Raw genomic sequence first — 22,202 nt, 5'->3', positions numbered from 1 at the left:
CATAACCAAGAGAAAACGCCTCATGCCTCACGTTGGGAGATAACGTTACGAATTACAACACCAGAGTTGAAGTGCCATCGCGATCCGGGCCAGTGCCGCGGTCTTGCGATCGAATGCGACCGACACATCGCGGCGGCCTCGATCCCCAACCCCAAGTAAAAACGCTGAAATGTAACATACGTTACGCTCACGTAACCCTATGCCCGTTGAGAATTTCGACAACCGAAGCGACAATTGCCGGGATTAAGATTGGGCATCGACAAGCCTCGGAAACAAGCTCAACTTAGCCGCGCAGATCCCGAAATGAAGTGACGGCAACTCAACTTTCAGAAGGGAATAGCATCAGTGAATCCCATTGATTTCTTCGTCGACACGCTTCGGACCTATCCGCCTGTCGCCGTCTTCCTCGCCCTCGGCATCGGCTTCCTCATCGGTCCGATCAAGGTCGCGGGGTTCAACCTTGGAAATGTCACCGCCACGCTGCTTGCGGGCGTTCTCATCGGACAGCTGGGTATCCAGGTTTCCGGCGACCTGAAATCCACCCTGTTTTTGATTTTCCTCTTCGCCGTCGGCTACGGCGTCGGGCCGCAATTCGTGCGGGGCTTGAGCACCGATGGACCGAAACAGATCGCCTTTGCGCTCTCCGTGCTGGTGCTGTGCCTCGTCGTTCCCTATCTCTGCGCGCTGATTGCCGGGCTGCCGCTCGGCTATGGCGCCGGCATGTATGCCGGCTCGCAGACGATCTCGGCTGCAATCGGGGTTGCGACCGACCAGATCAATTCGCTCGGGCTGACGCCGGAGCAGGCCAAGACCTTTGCCGACCAGATCCCGATCGCCTATGCGGTGACCTATATCTGGGGCACGATCGGCTCGGCGATCATCCTCGCCCAGCTCGGTCCCAAGCTTCTTGGCATCGACCTTCCGGCGGCCTGCCGCGAATACGAGGCCAAGCTCGGCGGTGGCAGCGAAAGCAGCGAGCCCGGCATTACCCGCGCCTATCACGACTTCGGCCTCCGGGCCTATCGCGTCGACGCGGCAAGCGGGCTCACCGGAAAACCGGTCAAGGACATCCTTCCCGGGATCCGCGTCTTCGTCGAGCGCCTGCGGCGCGGCGACCAGATCATCGAGGCCGATGGCAACACCGTGCTGCAGCCGGGCGACGTCGTCGCCTTTTCGGGCCGGCGTTCGCTGCTCGTCGAAAACCTCGACAACAAGCTGCTCGAGGTCGAGGACAAGGAGCTGCTCAACGCGGAAGCCGAAGTCCTCGATGTCTACGTGACCAGCAAGGCGCTCGCCGGCAAGACGCTGGCGGAAGTCAGCACCATGGATTGGGCGCGCGGCGTCTATGCTCGCAAGATCATCCGCTCGCTGGTTGAGATCCCGGTGCTGCCCGGGACGACGGTCGAGCGCGGCGACATCGTCACCATCGGTGGCGCGAAACGCCATGTCGAAGCGGCGATCAAGGCGCTCGGCTTTGCCGACCGGCCTGTCGAGACGACCGACATCGCCTTTCTCGGCTGGGGGCTTTTCATCGGCGCGATGATCGGTGCGCTGACGATCACGATCGGCGGCATCCCGATCGGCCTTTCGACCTCCGGCGGCGCGCTTCTGGCGGGCCTCGTGCTCGGCTGGCTGCGCACCACCTACCCCGCCTTCGGCCGCATCCCGTCACCGGCGCTGTGGCTGATGAACACGCTCGGCCTCAACATCTTCATCGCCGTCGTCGGGATCGGCGCCGGCCCGGGCTTTGTCGCAGGCCTGCAGGAGGTCGGCATTTCGCTGTTCATCTGGGGCGTGGTCGCCACATCGATCCCGATGATCGCCTCGGTGCTCCTCGGCCACTATGTCTTCAAGTTCCACCCGGCGATCCTGTTTGGCGCCTGCGCCGGTGTGCGAACGACGACGGCAGCGCTCGGCATGATCCAGGAGGCGGCCAAGAGCAAGGTGCCGGCGCTCGGCTACGGCATGCCCTACGCCATCGGAAACACGCTGCTGACCATCTTCGGCCTCGTCATCGTCATCATGCTCGCCTGAGGCGAACGGGCGAAGCCGACCATCGTTCAAAATGCATAGATCACAGGGAGTGTGGACCATGTTGGACAGAAATTTCTACGACAGCCTTTCCGATCTCAGCCCGTTCGAAATCAAGGACGAACTGATCAAGCTCGCCAAGTCGAGCTCACAGAAATCCGCCAAGGCTTTCCTCAATGCCGGCCGCGGCAACCCGAACTGGACGGCGACACGCGCTCGCGAAGCCTTCTTCCTGCTCGGCCAGTTTGCGCTGACGGAAGCCAAGCGCGCCTATTACGACCCGAAGGCCGGTGTGGCCGGCATGCCGCCGAAGGACGGCGCCCACGCGCGGTTCGAAAAGTGGACGAAGAAGCTGCTGCAAAACACGGCCGACTGGGACGAAGAGGATGAAGGCATCCCGCCGGCAAAGACGCTTTCCGACGCCGTCAACTACGCCATCACCACCTTCCGCTTCGATGCGGACGCCTTCGTGCACGAGCTCACGGACTCGATCATCGGCGACAACTATCCGGTTCCCGATCGGGCGCTGCACCACAACGAGATCATCACCCACGAATACCTGATGTGGGCGATGTGCGCCGGCCACCGACCGAAGGCAAAGTTCGACCTTTACCCGGTCGAAGGCGGCACCGCCGCCATGTGCTACATCTTCAAGGCACTGAAGAACGCCCGCCTGCTTAACGCCGGCGACACGATCGCGCTCGGAACGCCGATCTTCACGCCCTATCTCGAAATGCCGGAGCTGGAGGACTACGATCTCAAGACCATCAACGTCAGCGCCGAGCAGGAGGACCGGTTCCAGTTCACCGACGAAGACATCAAGGCGCTGGAGAACCCCAAGGTGAAGGCGTTGTTCCTGGTCAACCCTGGCAACCCGTCCGCAGTGGCGATGGATCCGGATTCGATCAAGCGCCTTGTCGACCTCGTCAACGAGAAGCGCCCCGACCTGATCGTGCTGACGGACGACGTCTACGGCACCTTCGTTCCGGGCTTCCAGTCGCTGCTTGGGCATCTGCCGCGCAACACGATCGGCGTCTACTCCTATTCGAAGTACTTCGGCTGCACCGGCTGGCGCCTCGGCGTCATTGCCGTCGCCGAGGACAACATCTTCGACGAGAAGATCAAGGCCCATGGCGAACCGATCCAGAAGCTCCTCGAAAAACGCTACAAGGCGATGACGCCGAAGCCGCGCGAGGTGAAGTTCATCGACCGCATCGTCGCCGACAGCCGCGACGTGGCGCTGAACCACACCGCCGGCCTGTCGCTGCCCCAGCAGGTGATGATGACGCTCTTCGGCCTGGTCGAGCTGATGGACGTCGAGAAGGCTTACCAGAAGGCCTGCATCGCCATCTGCACCAAGCGCTTCTGGAACCTGATCGAGGGCATGGGGGTCGAGTCCAATCCGGGCATCTATTTCGACCACTATTACGGCATCATCGACTTCGAGTTCTGGCTGCGCAAATATGTCGGCGAGGATGTCGTCACCTGGGTGAAGGACAACATCCACCCGCTCGACATTCCCTTCCGGCTTGCCGAGGACCACGGCATCGTGCTGCTCAACGGCTCGGGTTTCGATGCGCCGAGCTGGTCGGCACGCGTCTCCTTCGCCAACCTCAATGACGAAGCCTATTCGCAGATCGGCCGCGCCGTGCGCTCGGTGGCGCGCGGTTACGTCCAGACCTACCAGGCCGCCAAAGGCCTGAAGATCAGCTAGCCGATCGGGCGGCCGGCAGCCATGCCGGCCGCCCTTCCCCAACGCCTGGCCAGTGTTTCCCTCGGCCGACAAGCATCCCCGCATCTCCGGCTGGCGACTTTCTTTCCGCCGGCTCAGCGACCAGCGCATCATCCAGCTGAAGCGGCTTTCTTCGGCTTGGCACCGGGAGGAACCGCCGCGTGATCGACCACCTGTTCAGCATCCTGCGGGCGCATCCGGAGCTTGCCCTGTTCCTCGCGCTCGGCATCGGCTACGCGGTCGGCAAGATCACCATCTTCGGCGTCACCATCGGCGCCGTCACCGGCTGCCTGCTGGCGGGCGTGCTGATCGGCCAGACCGGTGCTGTGCTCTCCAACGACGTCAAGCAGGCGTTCTTCCTGCTCTTCCTCTTTGCTATCGGCTACCGCACCGGCCCGCAATTCTTCCAGAGCCTCAACGCCGACGCGCTGCCGCAGATCGCCGTCACCGTCACGCTCTGCGTCGTCGCGCTTGCCGTTGCGATCGTGCTCTCGATGCTCTTCGGCTTCGATCTTGGAACGGCAGCCGGGGTGCTCGCCGGCGGCGCGACGGAATCGGCGACCGTCGGCGTGGCGATCGACACCTTCCGCAAGACGGCACCGACGCCGGAAGCGGCGAGCCAGTTCGAATCCGCCGTGGCGACCGGCTTTGCCGTCGCCTATCTCGTCGGTGTCGTGACCGCCATCCTCGTCCAGTCGCAACTGGCGCCGCGGATGTTTGGCCGCAGCCTCAAGGAGGCCTGCGCCGAGCTAGAAGCCGAACTGAAGATCGCGCCGCAGACGAGCGGCGACACCGCACGGCGCGAAATCGAGGCGCGCGCCTTCGTCATCGCCGACGCCCTCGTGGGGCTGACGGTCGCGGAAGCCGAAGCGCGCGTTCCCGAAAACCAGAAGGCCTATATCGAGCAGATCCGCCGGGGCGAGGAGATCATCACCCCAACGCCCAAGGAGCGCCTGCAGGCTGGAGACATCATCGCCGTTGCCGGTCTTCGCGGCTTCCTCGTCGAATATTCCAGTCGGATCGGCACCGAGATCGACGACCGCACGCTGCTCGATATCCCGGTTGAAGTGCTCGATATCGTGGTGACGAACAAGGAGGTTGCGGGAAAACGCCTGTGGCAGCTGAGGCAGCAGCCGGAAGCGCGCTCGGTGTTCCTGCGCGGCATCCTGCGCGCCGGCCAGCCGATCCCGATCTTTCCTGGCCTCACCGTCCGCCGTGGCGACGTGATGTCGATTGCCGGCGCCAGACGCCATGTCGAGGAGGTGGCGAAGCTGCTCGGCTATGCCGACCGTGAGACCACCGCAACCGACATGGTCTTTGTCGGCGTCTTCATCTTCCTCGGCGGCCTCATCGGCATCCCTGCCCTGAAACTCGGCGCGCTCGAAATCGGCCTCGGCGTCGCCGTCGGCGTGCTGATCGCTGGCCTTTGCGCCGGCTGGCTGCGCTCGGTCCGGCGCACCTTCGGTTTCGTGCCGGAGGCAACCCTCTGGTTCTTCGACAGCGTCGGGCTGTGCGCCTTCATCGCCTGCGTCGGAATCTCGGCCGGCCCGAGCTTTGTCGCCGGCCTCGTCCAGTCCGGCCCGGCGCTGGTCATCGCCAGTCTGCTGATCTGCCTGATCTCGCATCTGGCCGCACTTGCGCTCGGCCGCTGGGTCTTCGGCATGAACGAAGGCGTGCTCGCCGGCACCTGCTGTGGGGCAGGAACCTCAGCCCCGGCGCTTGCCGCCGTGCAGGAGGCGGCCGGAAGCAAGGTCCCGACACTCGGCTACGGTCTCGGCTACGCGATCGGCAACGTGCTGCTGGCGCTCTGGGGCGCCGTGCTCGTCACCGTTCTGGCGTAGCGCAGCGAGGCTCCGCTCGGTGTCGAACTGCGAGAAGGTGCGGTTGCGAGGGGGCCAGCCGACCGGACAACCCCGCCGCGGCGCGCCCTCTCGTTACGACACAAGAACGCGCGGCCCACAGCGGCAGCGCCCGCAAATTGTTTCGAACGCGCCCGTCCGACTGACGACCTCCAGGGGCTAGACGCCTTCCAGAAAGTGCGCTTTCTGCGCCGGATAATAGTCTGAAAATGACGGCAAAGCCTTGCCGGCGCGCGCGGCGACCAGCATATCGAGGTAATATTCCCAGCCCGGCCCGACGTCGCCTGCGAGTTTCGGGTCGCTCAGATGTTGAACCAGGCGCAGCTCCGTCGTGTCGCCCGTCTGCGTAAACGTCAACGCGATGCGCCACTCGCCGGCGTCATCCTTCATCACCACGACCAGGCGGTGCGGCGCGGCGCACTCCTCGATCAGGACATCCGTCCATGGCTGGCTTTTCTCATGGAGCAGTTGCAGCCGCACGGTCTTGCCGGGCCCCGCTACGCCTTCCCAGCGGCCGAACCAGAGCGCGGTGCTCTCGGACTTTGTCACGCTCGTCCAGACGTCGGCGACGGGTGCATGAAACGTGCGCGTCAGGATCAGGTCATTGCCACTGACGTGGCCGGTGGGCTTGGGGCTCATGCCATCTTCTCCCTGTTGTCGCTCACGGATAGGCAAATCTGTGGCGGGCGCTACCGCGCGTCTACCTGTACACGGTAGCGGCTATTTATGCGAGCATCCCTGCCGGCGAGGCGCCACTCGCACCACACCTAGCGCAGCGGCCACACCAGCATCAGTGTCGGGATGCTGACGATCACGATCACCACCGACAGCGGAAGGCCGAGGCGCGGATAGTCGCTGAACTTGTAGCCGCCCGGCCCCATGACCAGCGTGTTGCACTGGTGGCCGATGGGCGTGAGGAAATCGCAGCCGGCGCCGATGGCAACTGCCATCAGGAAGGCTTCCGGCTTGTAGCCGAGCGCGCCGGCGAAACTCGCGGCGATCGGCGCCATAACGAGCACGGTGGCGGCATTGTTGAGGAACGGCGTCACCGCCATGGCGGCAAGCAGGATGATCGTCAGCGCGCCGGCCGGCGGCAGGCCTGCGGCAACCGTGCCGAGCCAGGCCGCAATGACATCGGTGCCCCCGGTCGTGCGCAAGGAATCGCTCACCGGGATCAGCGCCGCCAGCATCACCAGGATCGGCCCATCGACCGAGCGATAAAAATCGCGCAAGGGGATGATGCGGAAGACGACCATGGCGAGGGCCGCCGCGAAAAAGGCGATCGGCACCGGCACAAGTCCAACTGCCGTTGAGCCCATCGCGGCCGCCAGAACCAGAAGCGGCAGCGGTGCCTTTCGCGTCGTGCCAAGCAGGATCTCGCGCTGCGCCAGCGGCAGGCAGCCGAACTCCTGCAGGAAGAGCGTCAGTTCGCGCCGCGCGCCCTGCAGCACAATGATGTCGCCTGCCCTCAAGCGAATGCTGCCGAGCCGCTGCTTCAGCCTCTCGCCCTGGCGGCTGACGGCGAGCAGGTTGATGTTGTGGGTGTTGAACAGCGCCAGGCGCTGTGCCGACATGCCCTCGAGCGGCGAACCGCTGCCGACGACAGCTTCGATCGCCTCGATCTCGTCCCCGGCCTTTTCCCGCCCATGCGGCGCGCGGTCGCCGGCAATCTTCAGCTTGCCTTGCGAGACGATGCGATCGAGCGCTCCCGGACCGCCTTCAAAAATCAGGATGTCCTCGGCTTCGAGGGTAACGTCGGGAAGCGGCGCCAGATGCAGGCCGCGGCGAAAGATGGCGATGACGACGGCGCCGCCGTCGCCCAGTTTCACCAGATTGCTGAGCGCCTTGCCGATCGCCGGCGAACCGGCGGCAACAACCGCCTCGGACGTATAATCGGTGATCTCGATCGCCGAATGGACGGAGACCTGGCTGCTGGAGCGCTGCGGCACCAGCTTGTAGGCAAAGAGCAGGAAGATGCAGCCGACCAGCGCCAGCGTCGCGCCGACGGGCGTGAAGTCGAACATCGTGAAGCTCTCGCCGGTCAGCTCCTGGCGCACCCGTGAGACGACGATGTTCGGCGACGTGCCGACCTGGGTCATCAGCCCACCGATCAACGAGCCGAAGGCCATCGGCATCAGGAAGACCGAAGGCTGGACATTCGACCGCCGGGCAAACTGGAAGGCGACCGGCAGCATGATTGCCAGCGCCCCGATGTTCTTGATGAAGGCGGAAAGCACTGTCACCGTGATGACCAGCAGTGCGAGCTGGGCCCGGACCGACGAGATGTTCGGCAGGAACCGCTGGATGGCGGCGTCGACGATCCCCGAGCGCGCCACCCCGGCGCTGACGATCAGGGCGCTGCCGACGATGATGACGATGTCGTCGCTGAAACCATCGAAGGCATGATCGTAAGGCACGATGCCGACGGCGACCGCCAGCATCAGCGCCGAACAGGCGATCACGTCGTATCGAAACCGCCCCCAGATAAAGAAGACCATCATGGCGCCGATGACGAGAAACGCGAGAGACTGTTCGGCGGTCATGCAATATCCGGGTTCAGCAAAGAGACTGGGCGGGACGGAACGTGCGGCCGACACAAGCCGAAACGCGCAATCCGCGCAGAAGTTCACACAAGACGTAACCCATGTTTCGGCAAATCGGAATTCATCTCAGCGACAAATCTGGGCATGAGTGCGAAGCGCATGGACCGCCGGCCGCGCCCGGCGGCGAGGCGACAGCCCCTGCCGCCCGCTACTCGATGGTCCCGAATACGGCCGTCTTCAGCGTATCGATCGCCTCGCCCCGCTTCTTGCCCTTCATCAGAAATCTAACCATCCGCCAGGCGTCTCGCCCGCGCAGCGCAATGGTTATCTCGGCGGTGGCGTCCGGTTCCTTGAGCGACTTCATCGCCAGGCGCCCCTTGGCCGTTGATCATAACCGGCGTCCAGTCCGCGCTCGCCTCGTATCCCGCCCTCGCCTGCAGTTCGGCGAGCACCTCGGCATATGGCCGTTCGTTCATTGTTGCCGGGACCTGCTCGTGCCCGCCGCTTGCTTGGTCCGCGCTGATCGCGAAGAGCATGTTGTCGCGCGCGGGATCCTCGACGTGCCAGGCGGCCTCGAACGTCGTCTGCCAGCTTATCACCGGTTTGACGAAGGTCTGCATCGGGGGCGGCGGGCCACCAAGGCAGCCGGTATGTAAAGCAGCAGCATGTCGAAAATGCGCGCCAGAAAACGGGGCCATGGCCGGGCAAGCGGATATCCGGGCACTGGCGGCGGCACGTCGGCGGACGGTCCGGGTCCTGGCGTCGCGCGGCGGAGGCCGCTTTGATTTAGGCCATGTCGCAGGCCGGGATCCGCTCCCCGTGTCCCTGCCGCCAAACCAGCAGGTGAAAGCTCGTCCCGCGCGATCATCACCAGCAAAATGTTGTCGCTCACGGGCCCGTGTCGCTCGACCCGATCACATAGTGCCACGCTGCCATTTCGCCCCCAAAGGCGCGTCCAAAAAAGCTCGGAACGCACCCGAACGCTGGGTTGCGCACAAGCCCGCCGCAACTGTCGCGATCAGGCATTCCACAACTGGGACAAGCCGTGAACATTTGCAAGCATTGCTTGCCGGAATCCGCATGACAGAACTTGGAAATTTCCGTTTAAGCGCTACACTTTAGAAGAGAGTGCTGGACCGCACCGGCAACGATCGTCCAAGGCGTTTCCGCCTGACGCTTGACGCCGTGTGGGCCAGGCTCAGCCATTCTGAGGATCGCCGACATGAAACACGCTTTTGCCGCCCTCTCCGTCGTGCTGCTGCTCAGTGGCTGCACGGCGACCACCGGCCCCGACATCAGCTACGGTTACTCGCCGAACATGCAACCGATTCCTGGCAGCATCACCTATGGCGGGCAACCGCGCACCAAGCTGAAGAAGGCACCCGTCGGCAGCATCGTCCCGCACCAGTTCATCGATTCCTACGGCCGCAAGGTCTACGAGACCTATATCATCGAGCCTGACCGTTCGTTGCGCCTCACCAGTCGCCGTTGGGCGCCGGACTTCCTCGGCTTCGACGACTGAACGAGATCACCTCACAGATCAGGCATCGCCGCTGAACTGCGCGTGCACCCAATCGCGAAGCACGCGGGTCGCTGGCCGGTCCGCCATGCGCGGACTGTAGACCAGGTCGTATCGGTCGCTTTCCAGCGTCAGGTCGAACGGCTGGACGAGAATGCCGGAGGCAAGCTCCTCGGCGACCAGCGTGAGGCTCAAGAGGGCAATTCCCTGCCCGGCGATGGCCGACTGCACGGCATGGATCTCGTCGGTAAAGGAAAGCCCCGCGCCGGCCTCGACATCGGTGGCGCCAGCCCGTTCCAGCCATTGCCGCCAGACCGGCGCGCGCGCATCGTGGCGGCGCAGCGTGCCCCAATCGTAGTGGATGAGCGTCGCGTGCTTGAGGTCCGCGGCACTGGCCGGCGCCAGTCGCGGCACGCAAACCGGGGCGAAACGATCGGCGAACAGCGGTTCGGTGACGAGGCCCGGATAATCACCGCCGCCAAGGCGGATCGCAGCATCCGCATCCACCTCCAGATCGACCATCCGGTGGGAGGCGTCCAGCCTCAGCGTCCACTCGGGATAGGCTTCGCGGAAGGAACCGGCAAGCGGCGCCAGGCGCTTGGCGACGAAGGCGACGGTGGACGTCAACCGCGCCACCTTGCTCGCCTCCTGCCGGCGCATGTCGGCGATCGCCTGCTCGAAACGGTCGAGGCCATCACGCAGCACCGGAAAGAGCACCTGTCCCGCAGTGGTCAGCCGGACCTGCCGCGTCCCTCGTTCGAAGAGCTTGGTCTCCAGCATCTCCTCCAGCTGGCGGATCTGGTGGCTGACGGCAGTGGCCGAGACGTTCAGTTCCTCGGCCGCCAGCTTGAAGCTCATCCGCCGGGCGGCCGCTTCAAAGACCCTGAGTGCGCCGAGCGGCGGCAACTTCCTCATGATTTCCTCAATGGATGAACTCAGCTCATCTGTCGGCTGAGAAATCACTCTTTGTCAGCCGCCGAATGGCCCAGCATATTGAGATCAACAGTGAAGGCAACAGCGCCAAGCTGAGAAAATCTAAAGCATGAAAGGACATCTTATGTCTCTCGAACAGGTCGTCACCCAGCCGGATCCCTACGCGCCCTTCCTGCTTTCCCAGGCGATCAAGGCCAATGGCTTCGTCTTCGTCTCCGGTCAGGCGGCAATCGGCGACGACGGCAAGCTCGTCGGCGTCGGTGACTTCGACCGCCAGGCCGAACAGGCGTTCCGCAATCTCGAGCGGGCGCTCAAGGCGGCGGACTCTGGGTTAGACAAGATCGTCAAGGTCACGATCTTCCTGCGCTCCATGGAGAATTTCGCCAAGATCATCGAGCTGCGCCGCACGTGGTTTTCCGCCCCCTATCCCGCCGACAGCATCATCGAGGTCTCCTCGCTCTATTCGCCAGACGCGCTGATCGAGATCGAAGCGATCGCGCTCGATGGAGGCAAGTGACATGAACGCACCGTTTGGCATCGCGTCCCCCGCCTTCACCGGCACCCGTCTCAAGGGGCTTGATTTCGCCAATCGCCTGTCCGTGGCGCCGATGACCCGCATCAGCGCCACGGCGGCCGGCGCGCCCGGCGAGCGCATGCAGCACTATTACCAGCGCTTCGCCCGCGGCGGCTTCAGCCTGATCACGACCGAGGGCATCTACACCGACAAGGCCTATTCCCAAACCTACAAGGACCAGCCGGGCCTGACCGATCGGGAACAGGCTCTCGCCTGGCGACCGATCGTCGAGGCCGTTCATGCGGAAGGCGGGCGCATCTTCGCGCAGCTCATGCATGGCGGCGCGCTGGCGCAGGGTAACCCGCACAGGCCCGAGACGGTAGGCCCCTCCGCCGTCCGGCCGAAGGGCAGCCAGTTGACCGGTTATCACGGCGACGGCCCCTATGCCCTGCCGCGCGAGATCAGCGATGCCGAAATCGCCGAGGCGATCGAAGGCTTCGCCTGTGCCGCCCGGCTTGCAATCGAGGTTGCCGGTTTCGACGGCATCGAGATCCACGGCGCCAACGGCTATCTGCTCGATCAGTTCTTCACGGACTTTTCGAACCGGCGGGCGGATCGCTGGGGTGGAGATATCGTTGAGCGGCTCGGCCTGTCACTCGAAGTGCTGAAGGCAGTGCGCGTGGCGATCGGCCCCGACGTCCCGTTGGGGCTGCGGCTCTCCCAGAGTAAGGTCAACGACTTCAGGCACAAATGGGCAGAACGCGAACAAGGTGCAGCCCGCGTGTTCGAGGCGCTCGCCGAAAGCCCGGCAGACTTCGTGCACGTGACCGAGTTCGAAGCCTGGAAGCCGGCCTTCGAGGGCGGCGACGCCTCGCTCGTTTCCCTCGCCCGCCGCCACGCGCCGCGCCTGTTCATCATCGCCAACGGCAGCCTGCACGATCTTGACCGCGCCGAGGAGGTGATGGAAGCCGGTGCCGACATGATCGCGCTTGGCCGCGGCGCGCTCGTCAATCCCGACTGGCCACAGCTCACCGCGAAACGCACCGCTCTGCGTCCGTTCGACCTGCCGTTCCTTGCGCCGATCAGCGATATCAAGGACAGCGAACTGGCTCGGGCGCGCCCCGCAGGAGGCGCGCCCGTCAACTGTCCTAGTGATTGCCGGCTCCAGGCGGTCACCCCGCCGCCACGAAGCGATAGGCCGCCCCGTTGCGCTCCGCCCGCCCGATCCCCGGATAGGCCCAATGATAGCCAAGCAGCGCCAGCCGCTCCGACGCGGCCCGGTCGATCAGGGCCTTGCGGTTCTTCAAGGCCAGCTCCGCATCCGTGTCGAAGCCGAAATGCCAGTCGGGGTGCTCAAAGAAGACGATGTTGCTGGTGACCGCATCGCCCGTGATCACCAAGCCCTCATGTCCGGCGCCGTCACCGCCGGAAAGCTGAAGCGAGATATGACCGGGTGTGTGGCCCCGCGTGTCGAGCACCTGCATGCCGCTGACGATTTCGTCGCCGGGCTTCACCAGGGTCAGCCGGTCCTTGACCGCAAAGAGATCGCGCTGCGCACCCTTGGCAAAGCCATGAAGCACCTGCGGCATGGTCTTTTCGAAGTTGGGATCGGTCCAGAACCGCCATTCCCCCTCCGAAACGAAGTACTGCGCATTCGGAAAGGCGAGCGTGCCGTCGGCGCCAACGGTGCCGCCCGCATGGTCAGGATGGGCATGCGTCAGCACCACCTTCGTCACCGCACTCGGGTCGATGCCGGCCGCAAGCAGATTGGCGTGAAGCTTGCCGGCGCTCTCCTGGAAACGTGTGCCCGAGCCGTCGTCGACCACGATCAGATCGTCGCCAGTGCGAATGACCGGAATATTGGTGTGAAACGGCGCCTTTTCGGGAGTGCCGCCAAGCCGGCGCATGATCTCCGGCCGCTCTTCCGCCGTTGCATCCGGCAGCACGATGCTGACCGGCAGCATGATGAAGCCGTCGCTGACGACGGAAATATCGAAGCCGCCATGCCGGAAACGTTTGATATCTGCGGCATAGGCACCTTTCGGCAGCAGGGCGGAGGCTGCAAGCGCACTGGTGCCTGCAAGGAATTCACGACGGCCGGGGCCGGAGACGTCGGTGGGATTGTGGGAAGAGGTCATGGCTCTGATCCTTGGCTGAAGCGTTTGACATAGGGTGCCGGCGCCACCTGTGAGGTGGCACCGGCGAACAACCATCAGGCCTTGGCGAAGGCGAGCAGGTCGGCGTTGAGCTGGTCCTTGTGGGTGTCGGTGATGCCGTGCGGTGCGCCGGCATAGACCTTGAGCTCCGCATGCGGCACCAGCGTCTTCGAGGCCCGTGCAGCCGCATCGATCGGCACGATCTGGTCGTCGTCGCCATGGATGATCAGCGTCGGCACGTCGAACTTCTTCAGGTCCTCGGTAAAGTCGGTCTGCGAGAAGGCGACGATCGAGTCATAGGTGTTCTTGTGTCCCCCCATCATGCCCTGCAGCCAGAAGCTGTCGATCATGCCCTGAGAGGCGACCGCGCCCGGGCGGTTGAAGCCGAAGAACGGACCGGACGCGATGTCGCGGTAGAGCTTCGAGCGATCCTTCAGGCTTGCCGCCTGCAGGCCATCGAAGACTTCCTTCGGCAGGCCGCCGGGGTTCTTGTCGGTCTTGACCATCAGCGGCGGCACGGCCGAGATCAAACCGGCCCTGGCGATCCGGCTGGTGCCGTGGCGGCCGATATAGCGGCTGATCTCACCGCCGCCAGTCGAAAACCCGGCAAGGAAGATCCCCTTCAGATCGAGCGCGTTGATCAGATCCGCGAGGTCGTCGGCATAGTGGTCCATGTCGTTGCCGTCCCAGGGCTGCGACGAGCGGCCGTGGCCGCGGCGGTCATGGGTGACGACGCGGAAGCCGTTGGCGGCAAGGTGGAAGGCCTGCGCCTCCCAGCTGTCTGACGACAGCGGCCAGCCGTGGCTGAGCACGACGACCGGGCCATCCTTCGGACCCCAGTCCTTGTAATAGATCTCGACGCCATCGCGGGTGATGATGCGGCTGCCCATGGTGTTTTNGGACGACAGCGGCCAGCCGTGGCTGAGCACGACGACCGGGCCATCCTTCGGACCCCAGTCCTTGTAATAGATCTCGACGCCATCGCGGGTGATGATGCGGCTGCCCATGGTGTTTGCTCCCTTAGTGCCGGACGCGCCGGCGGTTGTTGCGGTGTTGGATGCGGCCTTGGCCGGCGTGTTCATGGCATTGACCGCGGCTACCGTCGCGGCAGCGCCAAAGGCGGCCGAGAGAACCGTGCGGCGGGAGATGCCGTTGGAAACGCTTGCGGAAACTGCTTTTGCCTGTGTCATTGTCCTCACCTCTTTGATCTCTGTTGCTCGGGCTTCCATTCGGCGGAAGCGATGGTTGAATTGATAAATCGGTGGGCCTAACCTCTCGACCGGCAAAGCTGACAACGATGGGGGCAGAAGTGACAAAACGACCCGAAAACGAGCCGGCGGAGATCGGCATCGTCGTCTATCCCCGCGCCCTGATGTCGGCGATCCATGGGCTGACCGACATGTTCCAGGTGGCGAGCATGCAGTCGGTGGAGCAAAGCGGCAGAGACGCGCCGCAAATCCGCATCAGCCACTGGAAACTTCAGGAAGATGGCTCGGTGTCGAAATCGCGCGACACCCACGAAGGCCCCTCCTCGGGCCTTGTGGCCCTGATCCTGCCGCCGACGCTCTCCGATCTGCCGGTCGGCGATCGCATCGGTGCCCTGCCCGCCTTCGTGCGCGAACAGCATCAACGCGGCGCGACGATCTGCTCCGTCTGCGGCGGCGCCTATCTGCTGGCAGAGTCCGGCCTCGCCACCGGTCGCACCATCACCACCCATTGGTCGCATCAGGACCTGATCTCCAACCGCTACAGCGACATCCGCGTCGACACCGACAGGCTGCTGATCGACGAAGGCGACATCATCACCGCCGGCGGCATGATGGCCTGGATCGACCTCGGCCTGAAACTCGTCGACCGGTTCCTCGGAACCGACGTCATGCTGGCAACCGCACGCTACATGATCATCGACCCCGGCGCGCGCGAGCAGAGCTATTACAGCGTCTTCGCCCCGAAGCTCGATCACGGCGACACGATCATCCTGAAGATCCAGCACTGGCTGCACGGCGCCAACACCAAGGGCGTGACGCTGCAGATGATGGCCGACCGCGCCGGTCTCGGCGACCGCACCTTCCTGCGCCGTTTCCAGAAGGCGACCGGCTTCAACCCGACCGAATATTGCCAGCGGCTACGGATCGCCAAATCCCGCGATCTGCTGGAGCGCTCACATCTCTCGATCGAGCAGGTTGCCTGGCAAAGCGGCTATGACGACACCAACGCCTATCGCAAGATCTTCCGCAAGATCCTGGGTCTCTCACCGAAGGAGTATCGCCTTCGCTTCTCGGTTTCGGAGAGCGTCCGCACTTTGGGCGCTCCGGCAAATCCGATACCGGCCGTGTGATCATCGACGGGCGAAACCCTTTAGAGCACCAAACGCAAAAAGCGCCGCGCACCCTTTCGGGTGCGCGGCGCTTTGATTAAAAGACGTAGGTCAAGCAGCCCTGAGCGCTAGGCTCTTCCGGCAATCACGAACACGATCCGCCGGATCGCTTCGGCAAAACTGACACCGAGAGCCATCGCAGCAATTCCCGTCACTCCTAGTGCGCCAATACCCATGAGCTTCCACCGCCTGACGTCATCGGTCACCGGCTTCATATCGGAGATTTCGGCACCGATAGCGGAAGCCGACGCTTCCAGTTCGTTGACCCGCTCAGCGAGTTCATCCATGCGCCGGTGAACGCTGGCTTGACTGGCGGCAGATTTATCCTCCGCCCGCCTCGCGCCATCCTCGATCCGATGAATGGACTCCTGCAGGCCGCGCATGCCGGCAACCAGTTCTCCCAACTGGCGATGAACAACGATATCGATTTCAGCCAGCGACATGATGGCCTCCCCCGTGCTTCGCGCATTCGGCCTTCGTCCAGATATCCGCGGCACAAAGGCCGACGACCGTGCGATCGATCCGGCGCTGATCCGCTGGCGATGCTCCGCGCGCGCCGACAAGATCAGTTCCGACCACGGCGCGCAGCCCGGGAGCACTGGCCGGACGCGAAGTCCCACACCCTGCCAGCATCAAGGCAGGAATCGTAATCAAGGCGCTTCCCACGAGCGCGGCTATGAGCGTCATTGTTCTGCCTTTCGATGGCATTGGCGTAGGATCGTGCGCCGTCTGCGCGGATTTCATGAATGAGCCAGACGAGACCCGAGACGATGAGGCCGGCGATGAGAAGCTTCGGCCAGGCAAACATCATTTCGCCCAACCAAGGCGTCGCGCCAGCACGTACCAGCACTCCGAGAGAATGCCCGCACCAAGGCCGATACCCACCTCCATCAGCATCTGCACGTCGGGATCATCGGCAAGCACCAGCCCCGCCTCCGGCGCCAGCAGCCCTTTAGCCACGAGCAGCCCCGCGCCGTAGCGCAGCAGGATACGGATGACGACAGCACTCATTTCGTCCACCGCGCAAGAAACCCGGCAACCGCCTCAATGAGACGGCGCAGGCGATTGAATTTGGCCCCGTGCGAAGCGTTGACGCTTTCCATGTCGGGCGCCCTTTCGACCGAGCCTGGCCGCAGCACGACAACAACGGAGGGATCGGCCGAAGCGCTCTCGCGACCATATCCGGCCGCACGCAGCGCCGCCTCGAAGGCGCGGCCGTAGGCCTCGATCTTCGGCCCGTTCTGCCTGATATCGCCGTTGATAATCGCGCGTGAGGCGGCATAACGATAGCCGGTCGCCGCCGCCGAACGGCTATCGTCCGTGTCGAAATCAGTCAGTCGCTTGCCCGTGAAAAGCCCGTGCACCATGCCGTCGAAAAGAATGCGAATGGCCGTCGCCGGATCACAGGCACGATCCGGCATCTCCACCAGACCAAACTTGCCATAGTTCGCGCGACCGGTAATTTGCGCCAGCCCTCGCCCGCGAAAGACCCACCCGTCGTCGTCTTCGACATTGCCAAGCCGCCCGCCATAGACCCGGTTCGCAAGCTTGCGCGGATTGCCCGCGTAGGGTTCCGCGCTAGCAAGCGTCGGAAATCGCGCCGGCCATACTTGCATGAGCCGCCTTGCCGAGTAGTTCAGATTCTCCTCGACCGGCCGCATTGTGCCGCCGGTTTCGTGATGGACCTCGGCGAGAATTGCGGCCAGATGGCAGAGGCCTACCGCACGCCGGCGCCCCTCCAGGACGACCGCGTCCAGGCTTTCAAACTGCTTTGCAGAATAGGACTTGAATACACCCGACGCGGGATCGCGCAGGGCCGCGTAAAACGCTGCTCTGTTCATGGATTCACCTTTTGGAGATTTTCCGGTTAAAGCGCGGCGGCCGCCACCCACAGGGCATCGATCTGGGTGTCAGAAAGACCAAGCGCCGTACCAACCGTCCCGATCAGCGGGTGCAACCGGTTGAACGTGGTTGCATACTCCCACTCGATCTGAGCCTTGTCCTGATCCGAGCCAACGGGCATCCCCGCGATCGCTGCGGTCACGGTCGACGGCGAGATGTCGGCATTCACCAGTCCCAGGCGGAATTGGCGGGCGGTCAGACTGGGCATCCGCTGCCGCAATTCGTCTTCCGTCGGCGGATCGGGGGGGATGCATGGCTCGATCTGGAAGCCGGGATTATCGAGCAACCACTGGCGGATCAGGGGATTGACGCCGACGGTGTCATCCGGACGACTGCAGTAGTCGGTGTCGTAGGACGCGCCGAGATAATCCGTGATGTTGCAACGGATGTTGTAGACGTCAGCCTCTTGAGTAGCTCGAACGGCATAAACCATATTAAGTGACATCGATGTCATTATGCCGTCCTCACGAAGCAATAGGTCCATGCACCCGACCCGGGCGAATCGTAGCCGCCTCGAGCACGCCAAGTTCCAGCAAGTTGCGCCCCAGCCCCGCCAAAGGCGTAGCCGTAACTGGAACTAAGATAAATCGCATGGGCGGAATTCCTCTCTTTGATGTCCCCATTACCCGTTTCGACCAGGATGGTATGTCCGATTGGGAAATTGGTTTCATCGCGGTTTGAGCCGGTGTAGATGCCGGCCTTACCGTTCACGACGTTGCCGAGATAGTCCCCCCACATTGGCATGTACATATTGCCGTCCGACTGGATAAAGAAGCCACCGCCCCAGTATAGACGATCGCCGACGGAGCCGTTGACGCCGAGCTTGTTGCCTCCATAGCCGAACTGTATCCAACCGTTGGCCAAGTTGGTCTGACCGCGAACGGAGAGTGTGTCTGCTTGGTTGATGTCACCGAGCCACACATCGTCGCCGACCTTGATGGCTTGGCCATCACCATTCGCGGTTGCTATAAACCGAGGGGCATATACGTTGCTCGGGAACGTAGCTTCACTGATCCCGCTCCAAGAAAGCAGCGTCGGTGCATTTGATACGAAACGGTCGCTGGACCGTTGAATATACAAGCCGCCGTCGTTCACCCCAATCATACGATAGCTGTGACCGTTGTTGTTGGTGAGCAGTTGGATTTCGCCGGATGATCCGTTGCCTCCAAGTCGTGCGATGTGGCCAGACCACGAATAAAGACCAGTTTCGTGCCAACTCGCCAGCTGCTGAAACACACCGGAAGTGTTCCACACGCCGATCTGCATCGCAGCGTTCGCTTGGCTCGAAACGATCGTGCCGCGAGTTACCGACGCTGCCGACTGGAATGCAAGCACTCTATCGCTGTTGGACAAGATGTACATTGCGCCGCCGCCCCCCCCCGAAGCAACGAAATTGAGTGCCGACACGTTGCTTGAAAACGTCGCGCCTACGCCGATGATGCCACCAGTGAAGTAATGTCCACCATCCGCCTCTGGATGTCCTCGGGCGTCGGCTTGGTGAAGTAGAGGTCAGGCGATTTCAGCCCCGCCGCCTCCACGGTCTTGGCAATGCCGTTGTAGAGGTTGTCGGGCGAGACGTAAGGGTTGTCCGGCCCGAGCGTCGTCAGCAGCTTTTCCTGCAATTGCTGGATCATCTGGATCATCAGCATGTCGCGCTCGCGGGTGCCCGCACCGAGCCCGGTGTTGACGGTCGCATCCATGCCGGCGTTCCAGTGGCGCGGGTCGAAGGTCACCCATTTGCCGCGCAGACGCACCGCCCGCGGCCGGTCCTGATGCTTGATGGTAAGCCCGAGCACCCCCTTGAACACCCGCCTCAGCCCCTGCGCAAAGGTGCGCACCATCAGTTCCGTCTGGCCGATGCCCGCCTGTTCGACGAGTGCGGTCGCCTTCGCCGTCATGTTCTGCAGCGCATCCGGCGCCATGCCGCTCGACGCATCGGAAATCCCGGTCCGGTCAGTCGCCTCCTGGTCGAGATAGCCGAGCATGGAGAAGGATTCGCGCGCCACGAACGGCACCGCCGTATAGCCGACGGCGCCGCGCACATCGACGCCCTGGCCGACGCGGATCGGCTGGCCGAATTTTGGGTTCAGCACCGACTCCGGGTTCTGGATCATCCCTTCCTGCACAATCGGCTGCTGGTTGTTCTGCCAGTAGAGATTGTCGAGCGTCTGGCGCAGGAGCACGGTCTTCACCCGCTGGATCTCCGCCATGTCGTCGGTGATCGCATTGCCCTCGCGCTGGTGCGGCCGCCGCTCGGTGATGAGATCGGCAAAAGGCACCTCGTCCCATTCCGCATCCTCAAGCAGGTTGTCGGCCCCGGTGCCGCCGGCAAAGATCAGGCGGCGCAGCTCCGCAATGCCGTCATCGTCCGCATCCACCTTCACATAGAGCTCGTAGTAGTCGACCTCCTGCAGCGCCTTTGCCGTCTCCTCGCCATCGCCGAAGATGCCACGCCTTCGGGCAAATTCCTCGTCCTCGCCGTCGGTATTGCCGGCAAGGGCAAAGCCTTCGACGAGATCACGGTCATAGCCCATGGCGATCAGATCGGAGCGGCGCATCCGCCGCTTGATCCCGGCAATCGGGCTGTCGTCGATCGCGATCGCGTCCGGATGAACGAGGAATTCTTCGAGCGGCACGGCGGCCAGCCTTGTCGCCCCGCGCTCCGCCGTGCGGCGGATCTTCACGGCAAAGACCGGCTGCTCGACAGATCCCGTCGGCAGCTCGATCCGCTCGACCGATTGCGCCTGTTCCAGCACCTCCACCGTGTCGTCGGCAATGAGCTGCACCAGGGCTGCCTCGTCGAGCCCGCTATGGGTCGAAACCTCGACGCTTTTTCTCTTCTCGTACCACCAGCGGATCACCCCGTTGCCGAGCTTCAGCGCGTCGTGCGCGGCATCCTGCACCGCGTCGTAGCCGTCGCTTTCGGGAAAGACGATGTAGTTGATATAGTCGGTCGCCTGCTCGGCGCCGGCCTCGTCGCCCTGGTTGACCGGCTGGTATTCCACCACCTTGTCATTGCCGAGCACGGTGCGGATGAGCGAAGGCAGCACCTTCTTCACCGCCGCCCGCACATCGCGCGAAACCACCTTGGAGCGGTTTGCTTCCGCCGGCACGTCGGCCATCACGCCGTCGTAATATTCCATCGCCCTGATACGCGCCGCGGAAAGCTGGTCGCGATAATCCTCGCAATCCCTGACGAGCTGGCCCACGAGCTCCGTCAGTTCCGGTTTCGTCATCGCTGCCATCTGGAGAACCTTCCGATCGGTAAAGGCCCAGGCGGCATGAATGGCCTGCCCGGGCACAGCGTTCCGTCAATCGGCTCATAACGACCGAAAGAGCGTCATCACGTTGTTTTGCTTGTGAAATCAGGTGATCCGGATCGTGCCGATCTTGTAGCGCACGCCTTCGTCGGCCGTTATCACGACCGCGCTGTCACCGAGGATCGTCTTGTAGTTCTGATCCTGAGAGTTCGGATCGAAGACGCTGATGTAGTGGTTGCTGTGGTATTCGTTCGTGGCGCCGCCGCCGGCAAGGCTCACCAAACGGTGCCCGTTCGCCTCGAACTGCGGATTGGCGAGCGTATCCGAAACGCAGTAGCAGAAGCCGGGCGTCTGCAGGCCAGTGTAGCCGAACAGAACCCATTTCTGTGTGGGCACGTGGTAGCGGATGCTCTGCGCCATGCGGCCGTTCTGGTCATACATGGTGTAGGGGTTGTAGCCCGCCACCTTGAAGAAGATTTTCGGCTGCTGCGGCGCGATGTTGCCCTGGTAGTACTGGTGGTTCACCGTCTCCCACTGGTTGGCGTTGTTGTAGAACTGCCAGCCGACCGACGCGTCGAGGTTCGATGTTCGGATGATGGTGAAGCCGTTGTCGAGCAGCGTGGTGTTGCCCGGCAGATTGCGGACCTCGATGAAGGCATAATAGTAGTTGCCCTCTTGCACGATGTTCGACGGATGCAGGAAGCCATAGGCCGTGTCGATAGACTGGTAGGACCACGGCTCCGGGATCAGCACGCAGCGCACATTGTGATGGTTCTGGCCGAAATCCCCGGGATTGGGGACTGTCCAGGCCTGACCGTCATTGGTAGAGCGCACATAGCCGATGCCGTTGACCCAGCGGGTATTGAAGCCGTGGGCGTGGGAATTGAAGCCTTTGACCCCGCCGATCGTCGTCGACGATTGATAGAATTCGTGGTGGGTCAGGCCGACGACCAGAGAGCCGCGCGCGAACGGTGACACGATCCAGTGGCGGTTGGCATAGTGCCCTTCAACGGTGTCGCGCGGCGAGTTCCAGTGCCGGCCGGCATTCCAGTTGGTCCAGGTGTGGCCGTTGTGCCAATCGGAGAGGACGTTGTAGCGATACCCTTCGGAATGGCCGGTGATGAAGGTCGGCGTTCCATTGGCGTCGCGCCACGGATGCAAGGGACCGTCCACCCACAGGCCATAGGGCGTGTTACCGCCAACGTAGCCGTGCCACTGGTTCGTGCTGAAATCCATGCATGTCGTGTTTCCAGATGTGGTGACAACGCTGGTAACCATGACGACTCCTACTGTTGATATTGAAGGCAACGGGCCCCGTTCCACGGTCGTGGAAGCAGGCTCCTGGAAGGTCTGATCGATTTTCGTTCGCCGGCCCG

At 63.3% G+C, this 22,202-nt stretch carries 21 protein-coding genes and 1 pseudogene; 7 read left to right on the top strand and 15 right to left on the bottom strand.

From position 1 onward, the window contains the following. Nucleotides 1-345 precede the first annotated feature (345 nt). The 3 genes from aspT to ASD01_RS02630 all read left to right on the top strand — a co-directional run bounded on the left by aspT (nt 346) and on the right by ASD01_RS02630 (nt 5,604). A complete protein-coding gene (gene aspT, locus ASD01_RS02640; RefSeq protein WP_226020693.1) occupies nt 346-2,034 on the top strand; it encodes an aspartate-alanine antiporter in 1,689 nt (562 codons plus the stop codon). A 58-nt stretch (nt 2,035-2,092) separates the two neighbouring features. Beyond that, entirely contained in the window at nt 2,093-3,745 is a 1,653-nt protein-coding gene (locus tag ASD01_RS02635) for a bifunctional aspartate transaminase/aspartate 4-decarboxylase (RefSeq protein WP_060643544.1), read from the top strand. A 179-nt stretch (nt 3,746-3,924) separates the two neighbouring features. Beyond that, nucleotides 3,925-5,604, top strand: a complete 1,680-nt coding sequence (locus tag ASD01_RS02630) for an aspartate:alanine exchanger family transporter (RefSeq protein WP_051659120.1) — start codon at nt 3,925-3,927, stop codon at nt 5,602-5,604. A gap of 177 nt (nt 5,605-5,781) precedes the next feature. Here ASD01_RS02630 and ASD01_RS02625 read toward each other — a convergent pair whose 3' ends face one another. The 3 genes from ASD01_RS02625 to ASD01_RS35280 form a co-directional block, all read right to left on the bottom strand. Then, nucleotides 5,782-6,261: an SRPBCC family protein gene (locus tag ASD01_RS02625; RefSeq protein ID WP_034788082.1), complete on the bottom strand. Its 480-nt coding sequence runs from the start codon at nt 6,259-6,261 to the stop codon at nt 5,782-5,784. A gap of 128 nt (nt 6,262-6,389) precedes the next feature. Next, on the bottom strand, nt 6,390-8,165 hold the full coding sequence (locus tag ASD01_RS02620) for an SLC13 family permease (protein WP_034788081.1): 1,776 nt from the start codon (nt 8,163-8,165) through the stop codon (nt 6,390-6,392). A 208-nt stretch (nt 8,166-8,373) separates the two neighbouring features. Further along, complete coding sequence (locus ASD01_RS35280) at nt 8,374-8,529, bottom strand: hypothetical protein (protein WP_156552968.1); 156 nt, start codon at nt 8,527-8,529, stop codon at nt 8,374-8,376. A gap of 858 nt (nt 8,530-9,387) precedes the next feature. On the opposite strand from ASD01_RS35280, the gene ASD01_RS02610 reads away from it, so the two are divergent. Beyond that, nucleotides 9,388-9,687, top strand: coding sequence for a putative periplasmic lipoprotein (locus ASD01_RS02610; protein ID WP_034788071.1), 300 nt, complete (start codon nt 9,388-9,390; stop codon nt 9,685-9,687). Nucleotides 9,688-9,705: 18 nt separating this feature from the next. Here ASD01_RS02610 and ASD01_RS02605 read toward each other — a convergent pair whose 3' ends face one another. After that, nucleotides 9,706-10,599, bottom strand: a complete 894-nt coding sequence (locus tag ASD01_RS02605; RefSeq protein ID WP_034788068.1) for a LysR substrate-binding domain-containing protein — start codon at nt 10,597-10,599, stop codon at nt 9,706-9,708. Between the two features lie 142 nt (nt 10,600-10,741). Here ASD01_RS02605 and ASD01_RS02600 point away from each other — a divergent pair, with 142 nt between their 5' ends. Together ASD01_RS02600 and ASD01_RS02595 are read left to right on the top strand one after the other, a co-directional pair. Continuing rightward, entirely contained in the window at nt 10,742-11,134 is a 393-nt protein-coding gene (locus ASD01_RS02600; RefSeq protein WP_034788065.1) for a RidA family protein, read from the top strand. A 1-nt stretch (nt 11,135) separates the two neighbouring features. Next, nucleotides 11,136-12,242 (top strand): annotated as a pseudogene (locus tag ASD01_RS02595) (NADH:flavin oxidoreductase); the annotation flags it as partial. Between the two features lie 61 nt (nt 12,243-12,303). On the opposite strand, the gene ASD01_RS02590 reads toward ASD01_RS02595, so the two are convergent. From ASD01_RS02590 to ASD01_RS36375, 3 genes are all read right to left on the bottom strand, one after another. Beyond that, a complete protein-coding gene (locus ASD01_RS02590; RefSeq protein WP_034788060.1) occupies nt 12,304-13,269 on the bottom strand; it encodes an MBL fold metallo-hydrolase in 966 nt (321 codons plus the stop codon). 74 nt (nt 13,270-13,343) lie between these two features. After that, nucleotides 13,344-14,177, bottom strand: coding sequence for an alpha/beta fold hydrolase (locus tag ASD01_RS02585; protein ID WP_156623609.1), 834 nt, complete (start codon nt 14,175-14,177; stop codon nt 13,344-13,346). Nucleotides 14,178-14,186: 9 nt separating this feature from the next. Continuing rightward, nucleotides 14,187-14,477, bottom strand: a 291-nt coding sequence (locus ASD01_RS36375; protein WP_458574485.1) for an alpha/beta fold hydrolase, incomplete at its 3' end; no start/stop codon positions are given. Between the two features lie 119 nt (nt 14,478-14,596). On the opposite strand from ASD01_RS36375, the gene ASD01_RS02580 reads away from it, so the two are divergent. Further along, complete coding sequence (locus tag ASD01_RS02580; RefSeq protein WP_034793840.1) at nt 14,597-15,625, top strand: GlxA family transcriptional regulator; 1,029 nt, start codon at nt 14,597-14,599, stop codon at nt 15,623-15,625. A 107-nt stretch (nt 15,626-15,732) separates the two neighbouring features. On the opposite strand, the gene ASD01_RS02575 is transcribed toward ASD01_RS02580, so the two are convergent. The 8 genes from ASD01_RS02575 to ASD01_RS02540 form a co-directional block, all read right to left on the bottom strand. Continuing rightward, entirely contained in the window at nt 15,733-16,107 is a 375-nt protein-coding gene (locus ASD01_RS02575) for a DUF1515 family protein (RefSeq protein WP_034793518.1), read from the bottom strand. Beyond that, complete coding sequence (locus ASD01_RS36430; RefSeq protein WP_082572756.1) at nt 16,094-16,351, bottom strand: hypothetical protein; 258 nt, start codon at nt 16,349-16,351, stop codon at nt 16,094-16,096. Before ASD01_RS36430 ends, ASD01_RS02575 begins: the two co-directional genes overlap by 14 nt. A 120-nt stretch (nt 16,352-16,471) precedes the next feature. Then, nucleotides 16,472-16,675, bottom strand: coding sequence for a hypothetical protein (locus tag ASD01_RS02565; RefSeq protein ID WP_034793500.1), 204 nt, complete (start codon nt 16,673-16,675; stop codon nt 16,472-16,474). Continuing rightward, a complete protein-coding gene (locus ASD01_RS02560; RefSeq protein ID WP_177235700.1) occupies nt 16,672-17,556 on the bottom strand; it encodes a hypothetical protein in 885 nt (294 codons plus the stop codon). Before ASD01_RS02560 ends, ASD01_RS02565 begins: the two co-directional genes overlap by 4 nt. Next, nucleotides 17,532-18,020, bottom strand: a complete 489-nt coding sequence (locus ASD01_RS02555; protein WP_060643543.1) for a hypothetical protein — start codon at nt 18,018-18,020, stop codon at nt 17,532-17,534. Before ASD01_RS02555 ends, ASD01_RS02560 begins: the two co-directional genes overlap by 25 nt. After that, entirely contained in the window at nt 18,020-18,928 is a 909-nt protein-coding gene (locus tag ASD01_RS35270) for a hypothetical protein (RefSeq protein ID WP_034793487.1), read from the bottom strand. Before ASD01_RS35270 ends, ASD01_RS02555 begins: the two co-directional genes overlap by 1 nt. A gap of 65 nt (nt 18,929-18,993) precedes the next feature. Further along, nucleotides 18,994-20,811 carry a portal protein gene (locus tag ASD01_RS02545; RefSeq protein WP_234798744.1) on the bottom strand — a complete coding sequence of 606 codons (1,818 nt, stop codon included), beginning with the start codon at nt 20,809-20,811 and terminating at the stop codon, nt 18,994-18,996. 120 nt (nt 20,812-20,931) lie between these two features. Further along, nucleotides 20,932-22,062 carry a hypothetical protein gene (locus ASD01_RS02540; protein ID WP_034793485.1) on the bottom strand — a complete coding sequence of 377 codons (1,131 nt, stop codon included), beginning with the start codon at nt 22,060-22,062 and terminating at the stop codon, nt 20,932-20,934. Nucleotides 22,063-22,202: the final 140 nt, after the last annotated feature.

This window comes from Ensifer sp. Root423 (assembly GCF_001426275.1).
GTDB lineage: Bacteria > Pseudomonadota > Alphaproteobacteria > Rhizobiales > Rhizobiaceae > Ensifer > Ensifer adhaerens.
This window is presented reverse-complemented; position numbering and strand designations above follow the sequence as displayed.

Bases quoted from the DNA above. Each gene is read 5' to 3' on its own strand.
- ASD01_RS02635 (WP_060643544.1), top strand. From the start codon at position 2,093: ATGTTGGACAGAAATTTCTACGACAGCCTTTCCGATCTCAGCCCGTTC.
- ASD01_RS02625 (WP_034788082.1), bottom strand. From the start codon at position 6,261: ATGAGCCCCAAGCCCACCGGCCACGTCAGTGGCAATGACCTGATCCTG.
- ASD01_RS02620 (WP_034788081.1), bottom strand. From the start codon at position 8,165: ATGACCGCCGAACAGTCTCTCGCGTTTCTCGTCATCGGCGCCATGATG.
- ASD01_RS35280 (WP_156552968.1), bottom strand. From the start codon at position 8,529: ATGAAGTCGCTCAAGGAACCGGACGCCACCGCCGAGATAACCATTGCG.
- ASD01_RS02610 (WP_034788071.1), top strand. From the start codon at position 9,388: ATGAAACACGCTTTTGCCGCCCTCTCCGTCGTGCTGCTGCTCAGTGGC.
- ASD01_RS02605 (WP_034788068.1), bottom strand. From the start codon at position 10,599: ATGAGGAAGTTGCCGCCGCTCGGCGCACTCAGGGTCTTTGAAGCGGCC.
- ASD01_RS02600 (WP_034788065.1), top strand. From the start codon at position 10,742: ATGTCTCTCGAACAGGTCGTCACCCAGCCGGATCCCTACGCGCCCTTC.
- ASD01_RS02590 (WP_034788060.1), bottom strand. From the start codon at position 13,269: ATGACCTCTTCCCACAATCCCACCGACGTCTCCGGCCCCGGCCGTCGT.
- ASD01_RS02585 (WP_156623609.1), bottom strand. From the start codon at position 14,177: ATGGGCAGCCGCATCATCACCCGCGATGGCGTCGAGATCTATTACAAG.
- ASD01_RS02575 (WP_034793518.1), bottom strand. From the start codon at position 16,107: ATGTCGCTGGCTGAAATCGATATCGTTGTTCATCGCCAGTTGGGAGAA.
- ASD01_RS36430 (WP_082572756.1), bottom strand. From the start codon at position 16,351: ATGACGCTCATAGCCGCGCTCGTGGGAAGCGCCTTGATTACGATTCCT.
- ASD01_RS02565 (WP_034793500.1), bottom strand. From the start codon at position 16,675: ATGAGTGCTGTCGTCATCCGTATCCTGCTGCGCTACGGCGCGGGGCTG.
- ASD01_RS02555 (WP_060643543.1), bottom strand. From the start codon at position 18,020: ATGACATCGATGTCACTTAATATGGTTTATGCCGTTCGAGCTACTCAA.
- ASD01_RS35270 (WP_034793487.1), bottom strand. From the start codon at position 18,928: ATGTACATCTTGTCCAACAGCGATAGAGTGCTTGCATTCCAGTCGGCA.
- ASD01_RS02545 (WP_234798744.1), bottom strand. From the start codon at position 20,811: ATGGCAGCGATGACGAAACCGGAACTGACGGAGCTCGTGGGCCAGCTC.
- ASD01_RS02540 (WP_034793485.1), bottom strand. From the start codon at position 22,062: ATGGATTTCAGCACGAACCAGTGGCACGGCTACGTTGGCGGTAACACG.